Genomic DNA, 14956 nt, shown 5'->3' with positions numbered 1-14956 from the left:
GCGGTGAGCGCGCGATCGACAGCACACGCTCGACCGCCAGCGTCAGCGGCCGCCGGCCACGCAGGCCGGTGCCTTGTCTTCCCAGCTTTCGACCCTCGCCTCGGTGAGCTTGGGGTCGGTGGTGACCAGCGAATCCAGCTTGATCGGCGCCGGCGGGAGGCCCGCCAAGCCGTTCGGGTGCGTGGCCACCTGCCAGGCATCGGTGCGGCTCAGCAGCTTGAAGGCCCAATCGTCGGCCGACCACTCGCTCGCCAGGCTGAGCATCGACGGCGCGGCATCGCCCCGCGTCGGCCCGGCCATCTGCGAGCAGACGGCAGCCCGGCGCACGATCGCCTCCGCCGTCGGCCCATGCCCCATCCGCAGCCAGCCGCCCTGTCGATAGAGCTCCCAGGCCGCCCGGTCGCAGGGCTCCCCGCGCGTCGCGACCAGCAGCCCATCCTCCGGGTCGAGCACCACCTCGTCCTTGCCGAAGAAATACGTCATGTCGGCGGAGCCGCCGTCACGCGAGCTGACGATCACGACCGCAAGTCGGGTCAGGCGCTTCAGGTGCTCGCGGTCCTGGCACTTCGGCGGCGGCGCCTCGTGGGCGCAGCGGTTCAGCAGCTCGACCTGCCCGATGCTCAGCGCCTTCCAGTGCGCCTGCGACGCGGCGGCGAAACGGTCGGCGCAGCTCAGCGGCTTGGGCGCGTTGGGATCCTCGCCGCGCATCCACAGCAGCGACATGACCAGGCCCGCCGTCAGCAGCGGCGCGATCAGCAGCAGGAAGGCTGGCGACCTCAACCATTGCAGCCACTCGCGCCAGGTGGTGCGCGACGGCGGCGGTGGATCGCCGAGCCGGGGTGGCGGCGCTTCCCGCGGCGCCGGCGCGGCCGGCTCGCCGACCGCCAGCGCGTGCCAGCGTCCGAGCTCGCCCGGCTGGCAGCAGATCTCGCGCACGGCGCTGTTCCAGTCGAACTCGCGATGCAGCGGCACCGCGTCGATCAGCGCCGGGCGCGGCTCCTCCGCCAGCCACAGCCAGATCGTGCGGGTGCGCTCGTCGAGCAGCAAGGCCGCGTCGATCCATCGATGCAGGCCGGCTTCATCACCGCCCGCCGGCAGCAGCGGCTGGCGTTCCGACCAGCGGAAGGCCTCGATGGCGGCGAAGAGCAGCAGGCCGGAGCGGCGGCGCAGGCTGCGGCTCAACAGCGCGCCGACGACGCGGCGTTCAAACGCCTCGCGGACCGCCAGCGAGGCCAGCGCCGGCGATGCCAGCGCATTCCGCAGCAAGCCGACCGCGGCGGCCAGCGCGCGGGCGTCGACGCGCCAGAACGCCGCAAGGAAGTCCTCATAGGCGACCCCGGCGACCCGCTCCGGATCCACCTCCAGGTCGGGTTGGGGTGGCGGTCGTGGCCGGGGATCCGCCGGGGCCGCAGGCGCAGGCGCAGGCGCAGGTGATGGCGCAGGCGATGGCGCAGGCGATGGCGATGGCGATGGCGCGGAGGCCGGCGCTTCGTCGGGCACGTCGCTCGGCGCATGACCCGGCGCTTCGTCCGAAGCCTCGTCTGGAGCTTCCTCCGGCGCGTCGTCGTCGGTGGGATCGCCGTCCTGGATCTCGATCTCGTGGAACCCGCGCCCTTCGCGCAGGTGCGCGATGGCCGCCTCGTAGTGACCCCGCAAGGCCTGGAACCCCTGGGGGTCGCGCGCGCGGTCCAGGCGCTTGAGCCGCGCGGCGTAGGCGGCCTTGACGTCCCCCTCCGTGGCCCGATCGTCCAGGCCGAGCGCGACGAAGTAGCTGGGCAGGACGACTGGCATCAGACCCCCAGCGGCGAGTCCGCCTCGATCGCGCGCACCAGGCGCTGCAGCATCTCGCCGCCCTGCTCGATGCGACGCGGCTCCTGCGAGTCGAGGTCGAGCTCGAAGCGCGTGATCGCCGTGCCCAGCTGCTCACGGTCCTCGCGGCCGACCTGCATGAACAGGCGCTCGGCGCGGGCGACGAGCGCGCGCACCTCCATGCGCTCGCGCGGATGCAGCTTCAGCTCGGACAGCGCCTTCAGCCGCTGCGCCACCTCCTGCGGCGACAGCCGCTCGTCGGAGTTCTGGATCACCAGGCGCTGCGGCTCGCCCGCGGAGCGATCGGCCAGCATCGGCGTGGCCTCGACCTCGAGCAGGCCGTCGATGTCGTAGGTGAAGCGCACGTCGATGTGGGGCCGGTGCTCGGCGCTGAAGCGCGGCAGGTCCACGTCGAACTGGCCGAGCAGGATGTTGTCCTTCACCAGCCGCGCCTCGCCCTGGTACACGCGGACCTGGATGGACTTCTGCTGCGGATGGATGGGCGAGAACGACTCGACGCGGCTGGCCGGCACGACGGTGTTGCGCGGCAGGATCGGCGACATGAAGCCGGCCGTCAGCCGGTCGGCGCTCACCTGTCTGGCGCTCTCGATGCCCAGGGAATACGGGCAGACGTCGGTCATCACCCGCTCGGCCAGTTCCGCCGCATTGGCCTTCAGCCCGGCTTGCACCGCCGCGCCCAGCGCGACGACCTCGTCCGGGTTGATGCTGGCGTTCGGGAACTTGCCGAACATCCGCGTCACCAGCTGCCGCACCGCGTGCAGGCGCGAGCTGCCGCCGGCCAGCACGATCGCCGACAGGTCGGCGGTGCCGATGCGGGCGTCGCGGATCGCGGTCTCCACCGGCTGGCGCAGGCGCTCCAGCACGGGCTGGATCAGCCGCTCGAACTCCTCGGCGTGCAGCGTCAGGTCGACGGTGTGCGACTCGTGCTGGAACGCGATCGGCACCGCGCCGGACGGCCCCAGCGCGCGCTTGGCCGCTTCGCAGCGCGCCTTGAGCCTGGAGACGAAGCGCTCATCGCGCAGCAGCGCATCGGGCAGGCCGGCCGCGCTCATCACCCAGCGCTCGAGGCAGGCGTCCACGTCGTCGCCGCCGAGCTGGTTGTCGCCCGCCGTGGCGCGCACCTCCATCACGCCGGAGAACAGCTCGAGGATGGACACGTCGAAGGTGCCGCCGCCGAAGTCGAACACGAGGAACTGGCTGTCTTCCTGCTCGTTGAGGCCGTAGGCCAGCGCGGCGGCGGTCGGCTCGTTGAGCAGGCTGACCTCGACGAAGCCGGCGATCAGGCCGGCGTTGCGCGTCGCCGCCCGCTGCGCGTCGGAGAAGTAGGCCGGCACGGTGATCACGGCGCGGTCGACGTCCTGTCCGAAGCAGGCCCGCACGTCGGCGCGCAACGCGCGCAGCACCATCGCCGAGAGCTCCTCGGTGCGGAACTTCCGGTCGCCCAATGCGTAGCTGGTCGCCGTGCCCATGCCTCGCTTGAAGCTCGCCACCGTGCGGTCCGGATGCGATTGCAGCCGCTCGCGCGCCGCGACGCCGACCAGCACGCTGCCGTCCTCGTCCAGGCTCACCACCGACGGCGTGAGCGTCTGGCCCAGCGCGTTGGGGATCAGGTGGGAGGCGCCGTCGCGCCAGTAGGCGACCAGCGAGTGGGTGGTACCGAGGTCAATGCCGACGAGGTCGGGGACGAACGCAGAGGCAGTCATGGATCGAGGACGAGACAAGGGGGAAATCGGTGCGGGCCATGCCGCCGTGCGCGCGGCGGTCCGCGAGCGACGCGCCACACTATCCACCGGCCAGGCGATGCCCCATCGCCCTCGCGGGGGGTTGACGGGACAAGGCGACAGCGCGCGTGACGAATTGCGCGGATCGCGGCGGCCCCATAATCGCGCCCCATGCGCAAGCACCTCCTGCACTGGTTGCTCCCGCTGCTCATGCTGCTGTCGCAGCAGGGCGCGGTGTGGCACGGCATCGGTCACCTGACCGATGCGCGGGGGCATGCGCCGGCTGGCGCGACCGTCGCGCATGGGACCGACGCGCAGGACGGCCAGCCCCATGCCGACGCGGATCCGCTGCCCGTCGACCCGCTGTGCGAAACCTGCCTGGCCTTCGACGACCTGGCCGCCTCGGCGCGCGCCGAAGCGCCCGTGTTCGTGCTCGCCGAGGCCGCCCACGTCCAGACGGCGCCGGCCGAGCTCGCCCCGCGCGCGCTCCCCGCGCCGCCGCCGCGCAGCCGCGGCCCGCCCCTGGCGATCTGAATCCCCGCCTGACCGCGACGCCTGCCGCCCGCGCCTGAACGCTTTCTTGAAGCGCAGGCGGGGCGCCCGGCGCGCGCTCGACCGATTCCAGATTTCCAGAGAAACACCATGACTCAACCTCCGCTGCGCGTCCTCGCGCTGTCCCTGTCGCTCGCCTATCCGCTGCTGCTCGCCCTGCCCGCGCGCGCCGACGACGCGGTCCCCGCCTCGCCCTCGCCCTCCTCCTCGCCCGCCAGCGCCGACGCGACGCCCGCCGCCGGCCAGGCGCTGCCCACGGTCCAGGTCCAGGGCGCGCGCAGTCGCCTGGATGCCGCGCGCAACGGCCTGTCGCCCGACACCGGCAGCACGATCTACAAGTTCAACAAGGCCGACATCGGCCGCCTCCCGCAAGGCGACGACACGCCGCTGAACCAGGTCCTGCTGCAGGCCCCCGGCGTGGTGCAGGACTCCTATGGCGGCCTGCACGTGCGCGGCGACCATGCCAACCTGCAGTACCGCATCAACGGCGTCGTCATTCCGGAGGCGATCAGCGGTTTCGGCCAGACGCTGGAGACCCGCTTCGCCGACCGCATCAGCCTGCTCACCGGCGCCTTGCCGGCGCAATACGGCTACCGGACCGCCGGCATCGTCGACATCACCACCCAGGGCGTCGGCGACGACGACAAGCCCTTCGCCGGCAGCGCCGGCATCACGCTGGGCACGCAGCGCTCGCGCGAGCTCGACCTCTCGGTCCACGGCACGCAGGGCCGCCTCAGCTACGAGTTCAGCGGCTCCTTCCTCGGCAACGACCTGGGCATCGAGAACCCGACGGCCTCGCGCGACGCGCTCCACGACCGCACGCACCAGGGCAAGGCCTTCGGCCTCGTGTCCTACCTGCTGGGCGACGACAGCCGCATCACCGCCATGGCCGGCGTCACCAACAACCGGTTCCAGATCCCCAACTCCCCGGGGCAGTCGACCGCGTTCGCGCTGGACGGCACGCCGGACAAGGACTCGAGCACGCTCGACGCGCACCAGCGCGAGCGCAACCGCTTCGCCGTCGTGAGCTACCAGGCCGCGATCGGCGACACGGTCGACTACCAGGTCTCGCTCTTCCACCGCTACACCGACGTGCATTACTCGCCCGACGCCGTCGGCGACCTGCAGTACCTGGGCGTCGCGGCCGACATCCTTCGCCGCAACGAGGCCAACGGCGTGCAGGCCGACATGAGCTGGCGCCTGGACAGCGCGCACACGCTGCGCAGCGGCCTCTTCGCCCAGCGCGAGCACGCCAGCACGCGCAACGACGCGCTGGTCTTCCCCGCCGACGACGACGGCAACGCCACCAGCGCCACGCCGATCAGCATCGCCGACAGCGGCCGCCTGGGCGGCCACCTCTGGGGCGCCTACCTGCAGGACGAATGGAAGCTGGACCGCACGCTGACGCTGAACTACGGCGCGCGCTACGACCAGGTCGATACCCTCACCAAGGAACACCAGTTGAGCCCGCGCGTGGGCCTGGTCTGGGACGCCACGCCCGCGCTGCGCCTGCATGCCGGCTACGCGCGCTACTTCACGCCGCCGCCGACGGAGAAGATCGACACCACCTCGGTCAGCGCCTTCGCCGGCACGACCAACGCGCTGCCGTCGGACGCCAACACCGCGGTGCGCTCCGAGCGCTCGAACTACTACGATGCCGGCGCGGTCTGGCAGGTCACGCCCAAGCTCACCCTCGGCGTGGACGGCTACTACCGCGCGGTGCAGCACCTGCAGGACGAGGGCCAGTTCGGCAACGCGTTGATCTATTCCGCCTTCAACTACGCGCATGGCCGCATCTACGGCGTGGACCTGACGGCGAACTACAAGGAGAAGGACTGGTCCGCCTACGCCAACCTGGGCACCACGCACGCGCGGGCGAAGCAGGTCGAGACGGGCCAGTTCAACTTCGAGCAGGACGAGCTCGACTTCATCGCCAGCAACTGGGTGCACCTGGACCACGAGCAGAAGCTGAGCGCTTCGGCCGGGGTCAATGTGCGGGTCGGCGACGGTTATGCGGTCGGCGCGAGCGCGTTGTTCGGGTCGGGCCTGCGCAACGGTTTCGCCAACACCACGCACCTGCCGTCCTACACCACGGTCAATGCCGACCTCAGCAAGCGCCTGGACCTGGGCGGTGGCGGTCCGGTGGAGGCGCGGCTGTCGGTGGTGAACCTGTTCGACAAGGTCTACCAGTTGCGTGATGGCTCCGGCATCGGCGTCGGCGCGCCGCAGTACGGCCAGCGCCGCACCGTCTACGTGAGCCTGACAAAGGAGTTCTGAGCCCACGGGCCGCGCCCGCGCCGCCGGGCGCGGGCCCCTGTCGCCTGGATCGGGCGAAGGTGGTGTGGCGCACGGCGAAGCGGTCGTGGTCTTGGTAGGCTGCGGAGCATGACTGCACCGCCGCCCGACCGCACCGCCGCCAGCGCGACAGCCACCGCGCCCTCCGCGCGCGCTCACGACGAACCGCTGACTGCCTCGAAGCGGGAGGCGCCGGGGCCCCTTGAAGCGAATGCCGAGCGTGAGGAGGCGATTGAGCGGAAAGGGGCCCCGGCGCCTCCCGCTGGTGCTCGGTCGCCGCAGGAGGCCTTGGAGCCGCCCCCAACCGAAGCCGACGAGCCGCCAAGCGACGAGCCTCCTTCCGCCGTCTGGGACCGCCGCTACGCCGCCCACCCGCTGAGCCATCAGGATGCGTGGCTCACTGGCTGGCAGCATCGATTGCCGGGCGTGCGACGCGCGCTGGACATCGGCTGTGGCGATGGTTGGGAGACGGCTGCCTTGTTGGAGCTGGGCGTCGACGTCACTGGCATCGACATTTCCGCCGAGGCGCTGGCGCGCTGCCGGCGGCATTCGCCGCGGGCGCGCCACCTGCTGGCGGATGTGCGGGCGATGCCGATGCTGCGTGACGGTGAGTTTGACCTGGCCGTCGCGCAGCTGTCGCTGCATTACTTCGACCGCGAGGACACCCGCCGCGCGCTGTGCGAGATTGCGCGCGTGCTGGCGCCGGAGGGCAAGCTCATCGGCTGCGTGAACGCGGAGGATGACTGGCACTACGGCGCGCCGGACGACGCCTCGAGCTGGGCGCTGACGCCGGTCGATGGTGTCGCCAAGCAGTTCTTCACTCGCGCGAAACTCGAGGAGGTGCTCACGGCCTGCTTTGAGATCGAGCACCTGGACAAGCGCACGCTGAGCCGCTACGGCAGGCCGAAGTCGGTGTGGGAGTTCTTCTGCCGCCGCAAGCGTGATCACGGCGAGATGGATGCGCTGCCCTCGCCCGCGCTCGATGCATGAGCGCGTGGCCGCTCAGGGACGCGGTGAGCCCCCCGGCGCGCCGAACCACTCCAGCCGATAGGTTTCGCGGTACGACAACGCGTCGTCGATGCCGGCCGTCGCCGACAGCCCCTGCAGCAGCGCGGTCGTCACCGCGACCGGCTGCGCGACGCGACCGCTCGGCGGCTGACCGGCGAAGCCCCGCCGCAGCTCGTCCGCCAGCTGCCAGCCTTGCAACCCGGTCGGTTCGGCGATCGTGGCGAACTGCATCGAGCGGCCCGACCGGATGCGGCTGAGCGCGGTGCGCGAGCCGTCCCCGGCCGCGATGCCGACGATGTCCGACCGCCCCATCGCGCGCAGCGGAAAACTCAGCGAATCCATGTAGACGTCGTTGATCGCCAGCACATGGGTCCAGCGCGCGCCGTGGCGCTGCTGCAGCCGCGTCAGCGCCGCCGGCATCGCGCGCGAGGCGTCGGAGATCGGCATGTCCTCGACGCCAAGCACCTCGCAGCGCGCGCAGCGCTGCAGCACCTCGACCATGCGCCGCGTCTTGACGTTGGCGATCTCGAAGCGGCTGTCGCTGAAGATCACCACCCCCACGCGCGCCCGCTCGGACTGCACCACCAGTTCCACCGCCTTCTCGGCGACGGCGGCCGGTTCCGTCGTCACGTTGGCCTGCAGCAGCGGCGTGGCGCCCGGGCGGGCGGCTGCGTGCCAGCCCACCAGCAGGGGCTTGGCGGCGCCGGCCTCGGTCGGCATCAGGTCGGCGATGTCGGTCTCGTTGAAGCCGCCCAGCACGATGCCCTCGGCGCTGCTGGCGACCGCGCGCTCGAAATGCGCGCGCACCTTGGCGCGTTCACCGTTGCCGTTGCTGACGGTGAGCGTCCAGCCCAGTTCCCGGCAGGCCTCCTCGAAACCACGGAAGACGGCGGCGATGCCGCCGTTGCGGAAATCCTGCGCGATGAAGGTCACCCGGCGCGGCGCTTCCTTGCTCGCGCCCGGCGAGGCGGTCGGGCCGGACGAGGCCTGCGCCGCGGCGGCCAGTGCGAGACCGGCCACCACCGCGACCGACAGGGTGCGGCGGCGCAACCCGGCAGGGCGGCGGACGTTCATCGATAGGTCTCCTCGGGGCGCGATCTTGCTCCCGTCGGGACCGTCGCGCCATCGGGCAAGCGAGGGGGGCTGAGCGCGGTTCAAGCAAGGCCCGCCCGCCACGCCCGGACCGCACCTCGGGCTGCCCCTCCCGACCGCGCTCAGGCCGGGGTCTCGGCGCGGCGCTTGTAGAGCGCGAGCAAGCCGTCCACGAAGTCCCGCCCGAGGAACTCCGCCACGGCCACCGCATAACCGTTGAAGCTGGAGGTGACGCGGAAGTGGGACTCGATGTCCAGCCGCGTGCGGCCGGCCGGCAGCGGCGTCAGGGTGAAGCGTGTCTCGCCGAGGTCGAAGTAACGTCCGCCGATGACGACATGCTCGTCCATCGTGCCCGGCGGGAACGAGTCCGGTGAGAACTCGTAGCGCCACGCCAGCCGCCGTCCCTCGACGCGCTCGGTCACATGGCCGAGGAAATGCACGCCGCGCTCCCAGCGCGACACGCGGACCTCGCCGTGCGGGGTCATCTGCTGGATGCCCTCGACGGGCCGCGGCACACCGATCAGATGGATCCAGGTGCGGGGAAACTCATCGCGCCGGATGTCCCGCGCGGCGACGATCTCCGCCCAGAGACGCTCCGGCGGCGCCTCGACGACCACCGACCGGTCGATGCGCTGCCAGCGCTCCGCGGTCAAGGGGCCGTCGAACGCGGCGACCAGCAAGGGCAGGACCGCCAGCACGCCCAGTTGCAGTGTCCCCAGGCGCGTGTTGCGCAGGACCAGGTTCATCACCACGCCACCGATCGACGCCATCGCGAGAAAGAGCGGCGTCATCAGCACCACGCAGATCGCGCCCTCCAGCAGCGTCACCATCGCGCCGATCATCATCAGCGCCGTGGCCGCCCAGGGCGCGAAGGCCGCCTGTGTCCAGGTGGGCCGCGACGCGCGCATGCCGTAGATCGTGATCGCGCCCACCACCATCGGCGTCAGGTGCACGAAGCCCAGGCTCATCACGAAGCCGTCGTCCCGGGAAAGCCCCAGCCATGGCGCCCAGACCTGGACCTTCCCGAACACCACGCGCATCAGCAGCCCGTACAGCGCCCCCACCACCACCGCCACCCAGCCACGGCGCCCCCAGGTGTGAGGATGACGCGTGATCGCATCCAGTGCTGTCGCGCCGGCGCCGGGCGCCGGCTCATTCTGTTGGTCCTGCATCGTTCATTTCCTCCCGCGGCGCATTCTGCCCAGCCGAAGCCCCTCCCTCTAACCCCGGCAAATCTTTTCGCTTGCCATTCATTCGCATACAAAGTAAATTTCGTCTCCATGGCACGCACCACCTCCACCAAGCAGCAGACCACGACCGGCACGTCCGCCGTCTGTGTCCCGCAGCAGATCGATGAACAGCTCTGCTTCGCGATCTACTCGACGATGCTGGGACTGAACAAGGTCTACCGCGAGCTGCTGAAGGACCTCGAGATCACCTACCCGCAATACCTCGTCATGCTGGTGCTGTGGGAGCGCGACGGCCTGACCGTCGGCGAGATCGCGGAGCGGGTCTTCCTCGACTCCCCGACGGTGACGCCACTCCTCAAGCGCCTGGAGGCCGCCGGCCTGGTCAGCCGCGATCGTTCGCCGCAGGACGAGCGCCAGGTGCTGATCACGCTGACCCCTGCCGGCCGCGGCCTGCGCCAGCGCGCGAGCCACCTGCCCCAATGCATCGTCGATGCCTCGGACACCGAACTGGCCGAGCTCATCGACCTGCGCGACCGCCTGCTCGCCCTGCGCGAGCGCATGGCCCGCAAATCCGGCTGAAGCCGCCCTCCTCTCACCCCCTCCTCACTCTCCTCTCATCGCCAACAACCGTTCGTATGACTGCCATTTAATTCGCACACTAACTATTAGCAAGCAATCCGACATTCGTCCGCTTGCCTCCGCATCCCACCACCGCGCCTTGTCGCGATCCCCTGAAGGAGCCACCACCATGAACGCCCTCTCCACCCTCGCCCGTCAATCGCGCCGCCAGTTGCTGGCGCTCTCGACCCTGGCCATCGCCGCCGCCGGCGCGGTCGCCACGCCCGCGCTGGCCGCCCGCGCCAAGGCCGCGCCCGCGCCGGTGGCCAGCGCGCAGCCGTCCGGCAGTTTCATCACGACCAAGGACGGCGTGCAGCTCTATTACAAGGACTGGGGCCCGAAGAACGGCCAGCCCGTCGTCTTCAGCCACGGCTGGCCGCTGAACTCGGACAGCTGGGAGTCGCAGATGATCTTCCTGGCCGACCAGGGCTATCGCGTGATCGCCCATGACCGCCGTGGCCACGGCCGCTCCAGCCAGCCCTGGGACGGCAACGACATGGACCACTACGCCGACGACCTGGCCACTGTGATCGAGACGCTCGACCTGAAGAACGCGGTGCTGGTCGGCTTCTCCACCGGCGGTGGCGAGGTCGCGCGCTACATCGGCCGCCACGGTACCGCGCGCGTGGCCAAGGCGGTGCTGGTCTCGGCCGTGCCGCCGATCATGGTCAAGTCCGACAAGAACCCCAACGGCGTGCCCAAGGAGGTCTTCGACGGCATCCGCGCCGCGCAGCTGGGCAACCGCTCGCAGCTCTACAAGGACATCCCCAGCGGTCCGTTCTACGGCTTCAACCGCCCCGGCGCCAAGGTCTCGCAGGGCCTGATCGACAACTGGTGGTTCCAGGGCATGCAAGGCGGCCACAAGAACACCTATGACTCGATCAAGGCGTTCTCCGAGACCGACTTCACCGAGGACCTGAAGAAGTTCGACAAGCCCACGCTGGTCATCCATGGCGACGACGACCAGATCGTGCCGATCGACATCTCCGGCCGCGCGTCGGCCAAGCTGATCAAGGGCGCGAAGCTGATCGTCTACCCCGGCGCGCCGCATGGCCTGACCGACACGCACAAGGAGCGCGTCAACGCCGACCTGCTGGCCTTCATCCGCCAGTGATCCTCGACGCGGCGTGACCCGCCGCTGCCCTTCCCCCACCTTCGGGGGAAGGGCCACGCGGGATTTCGGCTGGCGTGACGTTTGGTACGCTCGGTGATCTTTCCGATGGACGGCGCCGCGAGGCGCCGGCTCGTGGACCTCGCCGATGCCGATCCCCCTTCCCCCCTCCTTGTCGCTGCCCCGCGTTCACGTGCTCGAACTCCAGGCCAGCGACGAGGACCTGCTGCAGCGGTTCTATGAACGGAACCCCCTCTACTTCGAGCAGGTCAACGGCGCCCCACCCCGTCCGGACGAGGCCCGCGAGGAAATCCGCGACCTTCCCCCCGAAGGATGGAGCTTCAGTGCCAAGCGCTTGCTGGGTTATGCGGACGACCAGGGCGAACTGGTCGCGATGGCCTCGCTGGTGTCCGACCTGATGGCGCCGCGGGTCTGGCTGGTGGGACTGTTCATCGTCGCCACCGAATTGCATGGCTCGCCGGCCGCGCGCGAGATCTACGCCGAACTCGAACGCTGGATGCGGCGCCGCGGCGCCGCGTGGGTGCGGCTGGGGGTGGTCGTCGGCAACGACCGCGCGGAACGTTTCTGGGAGCGCCAGGGTTTTGCCGAGGTGCGCCGGCGCGATGGCATCAGCATGGGCCAGCGCGTCAACTCGCTGCGGGTGATGGTCAAGCCGCTGGATGGCGGCCGCATCGCCGACTACCTCGAGATGGTGCCGCGCGACCGCCCGGGCGAGGCCTGAGGTGCGGCGCCGCCGACGGCGCTGACAGCGGCGCGCTGACCACCAATGAATCAGGGCCCCAGTGGGGCCCTGTGTCGTTGGCGGCGACGGGAAGGTCCCGTCGCGAGGTCGCTCACTCGCCGAGGTAGGCCGCGCGCACCTTCGGATCGTTCAACAGCGCCTTGCCGTCGCCCTTCATCGTGATCGCGCCCGACTCCATCACGTAGCCACGGGTGGCCAGTTCCAGCGCGCGGCTGGCGTTCTGCTCGACCAGCAGCACCGTCACGCCCTGCTGGTGGATGTCGTTCACGACCTCGAAGATCTTGTCGACCATGATCGGCGACAGGCCCATCGACGGCTCGTCCAGCAGCAGCAGCTTGGGGCGCGCCATCAGCGCGCGGCCCATCGCCAGCATCTGCTGCTCGCCGCCGGACATCGTGCCGGCAAGCTGCGCGCGGCGCTCCTTCAAGCGAGGGAACAGGCCGAACACTTTCTCGATGTCGTCGGCGATCTCGTTGTCCTTGCGGATGAACGCACCCATCTGCAGGTTCTCGGTGATGGTCATGCGCGTGAACGTGCCACGGCCTTCCGGCACCATCACCAGGCCCTGCTTGGCCAGGTTCCAGGCGCCCTGGCCCTTGATCGAGCGGCCCAGGAACTTGATGTCGCCCACGGCCACCGGCTGCAGCCCGGTGACCGCCTTGAGCGTCGTCGTCTTGCCTGCGCCGTTGGCGCCGATCAGCGAGACGAGCTCGCCCTCGCGCACGTCGAAGTCCACGCCCTTGACTGCCTGGATGCCGCCGTAGGCCACCTTGAGGCCCTCGACCTGGAGGAGGATGTTGTCTGCCATCTTTTCGATTTCCGTAGGTCGGGATCAGGGGGCCGCGTGCGCTTCCTGCGCCGCGTGGGCGCCGAGGTAGGCCTCGATCACCTTGGGGTTGCGCTGCACTTCCGCCGGCGTGCCGGAGGCGATGAGCTTGCCGTAGTCCAGCACCGACACGTGGTCGCACAGGCCCATCACCAGCTTCACGTCGTGCTCGATCAGCAGGATCGTGCGGCCGTCGTTGCGGATGCGGTCGATCAGCTCGCGCAGCACCACCTTCTCGGTCGCGTTCATGCCGGCGGCGGGCTCGTCCAGCGCGATCAGCTTGGGATCGGTCGCCAGCGCGCGCGCGATCTCGAGCCGGCGCTGGTCGCCGTAGGACAGCGTGCGGGCCTTGAAGTCGGCATGCCGCTCGATGCCGACATAGGCCAGCAGTTCGCGGGCGCGGGCGGTGATCTCGGCCTCTTCCTTCTTGAAGCCGGGTGTGCGGAACACGGCGCCCATCAGGCCCGAATGGGTGCGCACATGGCGGCCCACCATCACGTTCTCCAGCGCGGTCATCTCGGCGAACAGCCGGATGTTCTGGAAGGTGCGCGCGATGCCGGTCTTGGCCACCTGGTGCACGGCCTGCGGCTTGTAGGCCTGGCCGCCCAGCTCGAAGGTGCCGCCATCGGGCACGTACAGGCCGGTGATCACATTGAAGAAGGTCGTCTTGCCGGCGCCGTTGGGACCGATCAGGCCATAGACCTGGCCCTTCTTGATCTCGATGCCCACATCCGACAGCGCCTGCAGGCCGCCGAAGCGCTTGGACGCGCCGGCCACTTTCAGTACGGTTTCAGTCATTCTTTCTGGCTCCTGGCACGGATCAGGCGTTGATGGCGCTGCCGGCGTTCGCGGGCGGCTGCGCCCCGGGCGGCAGCGGCCGCGACTTGCCGTGCTCGGGCGACGGCCACAGGCCGCGCGGACGCATGAGCATGATCACGATCATCGCCAGCGCGATCAGCAACTGGCGCAGGATGGCCGCGTCCAGGCGGCCGTCGGTCATCTCCTGCAGCGGACCGGCGACGTAGCGCAGCACTTCCGGCAGCGCCGCCAGCAGCAGCGCGCCCAGGATCACGCCCGGGATGTGGCCGATGCCGCCCAGCACGACCATGGCCACGATCATCACCGACTCCTGCAGGCTGAACGACTCCGGCGAGACGAAGCCCTGGAAGGCGCCGAACATCGAGCCGGCCACGCCGCCGAAGGTCGCGCCCATGCCGAAGGCCAGCAGCTTCATGTTGCGGGTGTTGATGCCCATGGCCTTGGCGGCGATCTCGTCCTCGCGGATGGCCATCCAGGCGCGGCCGATGCGGGAGTTCTCGAGCCGGTAGCAGATCACCACCGACGCGATCACCAGCGCCAGGAACAGGTAGTAGTACATCGACACCGAGTTGATCTCGATCCCGAAGAAGGTGTGGTTCTGGCTGAACTCGAAGCCCAGGAAGTGGACGCCGTCGATCTGGCCGATGCCGCGCGGGCCGTTGGTGATGTTCAGCGGGTATTCCATGTTGTTCAGGAACACGCGGATGATCTCGCCGAAGCCCAGCGTCACGATGGCCAGGTAGTCGCCGCGCAGCTTCAGCGTCGGCGCGCCCAGCAGCACGCCGAACAGCCCCGCCAGCAGCGCCGCCAGCGCGATGGCCAGCAGCAGCGGCAGGTGCAGCCCGTTGGGGAAGGCGGCGGCGATGTGCTCGAAGTTCTCCGCCAGGTGCGGGCTGTTGAGCAGCGCGAAGAGATACGCGCCCACCGCGTAGAACGCGACGTAGCCCAGGTCCAGCAGGCCGGCGTAGCCCACGACGATGTTCAGGCCCAGCGCCAGCAGCACGTACAGCAGCGCCAGGTCGATGATGCGCACCGGGCCGTTGCCGAAGGACTGCGCGAACAGCGGCAGCACCAGCAGCAGCACGCCGGCGATCAGGAAGGTGATCAGCTTGGATTTGTTGTGCATGTGAG

13 protein-coding genes are annotated in these 14956 nt (G+C 70.1%); 6 read left to right on the top strand and 7 right to left on the bottom strand.

Annotated elements, in window-relative coordinates; translation table 11 throughout:
• Positions 1-42: 42 nt before the first annotated feature.
• Positions 43-1791, bottom strand: coding sequence for a hypothetical protein (locus BM393_RS06580; RefSeq protein ID WP_091723734.1), 1749 nt, complete (start codon positions 1789-1791; stop codon positions 43-45).
• Complete coding sequence (locus tag BM393_RS06575; RefSeq protein ID WP_091723731.1) at positions 1791-3533, bottom strand: Hsp70 family protein; 1743 nt, start codon at positions 3531-3533, stop codon at positions 1791-1793. Before BM393_RS06575 ends, BM393_RS06580 begins: the two co-directional genes overlap by 1 nt.
• A gap of 189 nt (positions 3534-3722) precedes the next feature.
• On the opposite strand from BM393_RS06575, the gene BM393_RS06570 reads away from it, so the two are divergent.
• From BM393_RS06570 to BM393_RS06560, 3 genes are all read left to right on the top strand, one after another.
• Positions 3723-4085 carry a hypothetical protein gene (locus BM393_RS06570; protein ID WP_091723728.1) on the top strand — a complete coding sequence of 121 codons (363 nt, stop codon included), beginning with the start codon at positions 3723-3725 and terminating at the stop codon, positions 4083-4085.
• A 108-nt stretch (positions 4086-4193) separates the two neighbouring features.
• Entirely contained in the window at positions 4194-6380 is a 2187-nt protein-coding gene (locus BM393_RS06565; RefSeq protein WP_091723725.1) for a TonB-dependent receptor, read from the top strand.
• 108 nt (positions 6381-6488) lie between these two features.
• Positions 6489-7388, top strand: a complete 900-nt coding sequence (locus BM393_RS06560) for a class I SAM-dependent methyltransferase (RefSeq protein WP_091723722.1) — start codon at positions 6489-6491, stop codon at positions 7386-7388.
• Between the two features lie 12 nt (positions 7389-7400).
• Here BM393_RS06560 and BM393_RS06555 read toward each other — a convergent pair whose 3' ends face one another.
• Positions 7401-8480 (bottom strand): substrate-binding domain-containing protein, encoded by a 1080-nt coding sequence (locus BM393_RS06555; protein ID WP_091723719.1) that lies wholly within the window; start codon positions 8478-8480, stop codon positions 7401-7403.
• 140 nt (positions 8481-8620) lie between these two features.
• Positions 8621-9670 carry an SRPBCC family protein gene (locus BM393_RS06550; RefSeq protein ID WP_091723717.1) on the bottom strand — a complete coding sequence of 350 codons (1050 nt, stop codon included), beginning with the start codon at positions 9668-9670 and terminating at the stop codon, positions 8621-8623.
• A gap of 108 nt (positions 9671-9778) precedes the next feature.
• Between BM393_RS06550 and BM393_RS06545 the strand changes: the two genes are divergently transcribed.
• From BM393_RS06545 to BM393_RS06535, 3 genes are all read left to right on the top strand, one after another.
• On the top strand, positions 9779-10267 hold the full coding sequence (locus BM393_RS06545; RefSeq protein ID WP_091723715.1) for a MarR family winged helix-turn-helix transcriptional regulator: 489 nt from the start codon (positions 9779-9781) through the stop codon (positions 10265-10267).
• Positions 10268-10436: 169 nt separating this feature from the next.
• Positions 10437-11420 carry an alpha/beta fold hydrolase gene (locus BM393_RS06540; protein ID WP_091723713.1) on the top strand — a complete coding sequence of 328 codons (984 nt, stop codon included), beginning with the start codon at positions 10437-10439 and terminating at the stop codon, positions 11418-11420.
• 169 nt (positions 11421-11589) lie between these two features.
• Positions 11590-12159 carry an N-acetyltransferase gene (locus tag BM393_RS06535; RefSeq protein ID WP_183478701.1) on the top strand — a complete coding sequence of 190 codons (570 nt, stop codon included), beginning with the start codon at positions 11590-11592 and terminating at the stop codon, positions 12157-12159.
• Between the two features lie 112 nt (positions 12160-12271).
• Here the strand turns inward: BM393_RS06535 and BM393_RS06530 are convergent, their stop codons facing one another.
• Genes BM393_RS06530 through BM393_RS06520 form a run of 3 tightly spaced genes read right to left on the bottom strand, consistent with a single transcriptional unit; the run spans position 12272 to position 14951 of the window.
• Positions 12272-12988 carry an ABC transporter ATP-binding protein gene (locus BM393_RS06530; RefSeq protein WP_091723709.1) on the bottom strand — a complete coding sequence of 239 codons (717 nt, stop codon included), beginning with the start codon at positions 12986-12988 and terminating at the stop codon, positions 12272-12274.
• Positions 12989-13012: 24 nt separating this feature from the next.
• A complete protein-coding gene (locus BM393_RS06525) occupies positions 13013-13804 on the bottom strand; it encodes an ABC transporter ATP-binding protein (RefSeq protein ID WP_091723707.1) in 792 nt (263 codons plus the stop codon).
• A 22-nt stretch (positions 13805-13826) separates the two neighbouring features.
• Positions 13827-14951 carry an ABC transporter permease subunit gene (locus tag BM393_RS06520; RefSeq protein ID WP_091723704.1) on the bottom strand — a complete coding sequence of 375 codons (1125 nt, stop codon included), beginning with the start codon at positions 14949-14951 and terminating at the stop codon, positions 13827-13829.
• Positions 14952-14956: the final 5 nt, after the last annotated feature.

Origin of the sequence: Mitsuaria sp. PDC51 (genome assembly GCF_900113225.1) — a bacterium.
In the GTDB taxonomy this organism is placed as follows: Bacteria; Pseudomonadota; Gammaproteobacteria; order Burkholderiales; family Burkholderiaceae_C; genus Roseateles.
The sequence above is the reverse complement of the archived record's forward strand: the minus strand, read 5'-3'. Positions and strand labels throughout refer to the sequence as shown.

What these genes read in the sequence shown, in the direction of transcription:
- BM393_RS06580 (WP_091723734.1), bottom strand. Translation starts at nt 1,791, where the DNA reads ATGCCAGTCGTCCTGCCCAGCTACTTCGTCGCGCTCGGCCTGGACGAT.
- BM393_RS06575 (WP_091723731.1), bottom strand. Translation starts at nt 3,533, where the DNA reads ATGACTGCCTCTGCGTTCGTCCCCGACCTCGTCGGCATTGACCTCGGT.
- BM393_RS06570 (WP_091723728.1), top strand. Translation starts at nt 3,723, where the DNA reads ATGCGCAAGCACCTCCTGCACTGGTTGCTCCCGCTGCTCATGCTGCTG.
- BM393_RS06565 (WP_091723725.1), top strand. Translation starts at nt 4,194, where the DNA reads ATGACTCAACCTCCGCTGCGCGTCCTCGCGCTGTCCCTGTCGCTCGCC.
- BM393_RS06560 (WP_091723722.1), top strand. Translation starts at nt 6,489, where the DNA reads ATGACTGCACCGCCGCCCGACCGCACCGCCGCCAGCGCGACAGCCACC.
- BM393_RS06555 (WP_091723719.1), bottom strand. Translation starts at nt 8,480, where the DNA reads ATGAACGTCCGCCGCCCTGCCGGGTTGCGCCGCCGCACCCTGTCGGTC.
- BM393_RS06550 (WP_091723717.1), bottom strand. Translation starts at nt 9,670, where the DNA reads ATGCAGGACCAACAGAATGAGCCGGCGCCCGGCGCCGGCGCGACAGCA.
- BM393_RS06545 (WP_091723715.1), top strand. Translation starts at nt 9,779, where the DNA reads ATGGCACGCACCACCTCCACCAAGCAGCAGACCACGACCGGCACGTCC.
- BM393_RS06540 (WP_091723713.1), top strand. Translation starts at nt 10,437, where the DNA reads ATGAACGCCCTCTCCACCCTCGCCCGTCAATCGCGCCGCCAGTTGCTG.
- BM393_RS06530 (WP_091723709.1), bottom strand. Translation starts at nt 12,988, where the DNA reads ATGGCAGACAACATCCTCCTCCAGGTCGAGGGCCTCAAGGTGGCCTAC.
- BM393_RS06525 (WP_091723707.1), bottom strand. Translation starts at nt 13,804, where the DNA reads ATGACTGAAACCGTACTGAAAGTGGCCGGCGCGTCCAAGCGCTTCGGC.
- BM393_RS06520 (WP_091723704.1), bottom strand. Translation starts at nt 14,951, where the DNA reads ATGCACAACAAATCCAAGCTGATCACCTTCCTGATCGCCGGCGTGCTG.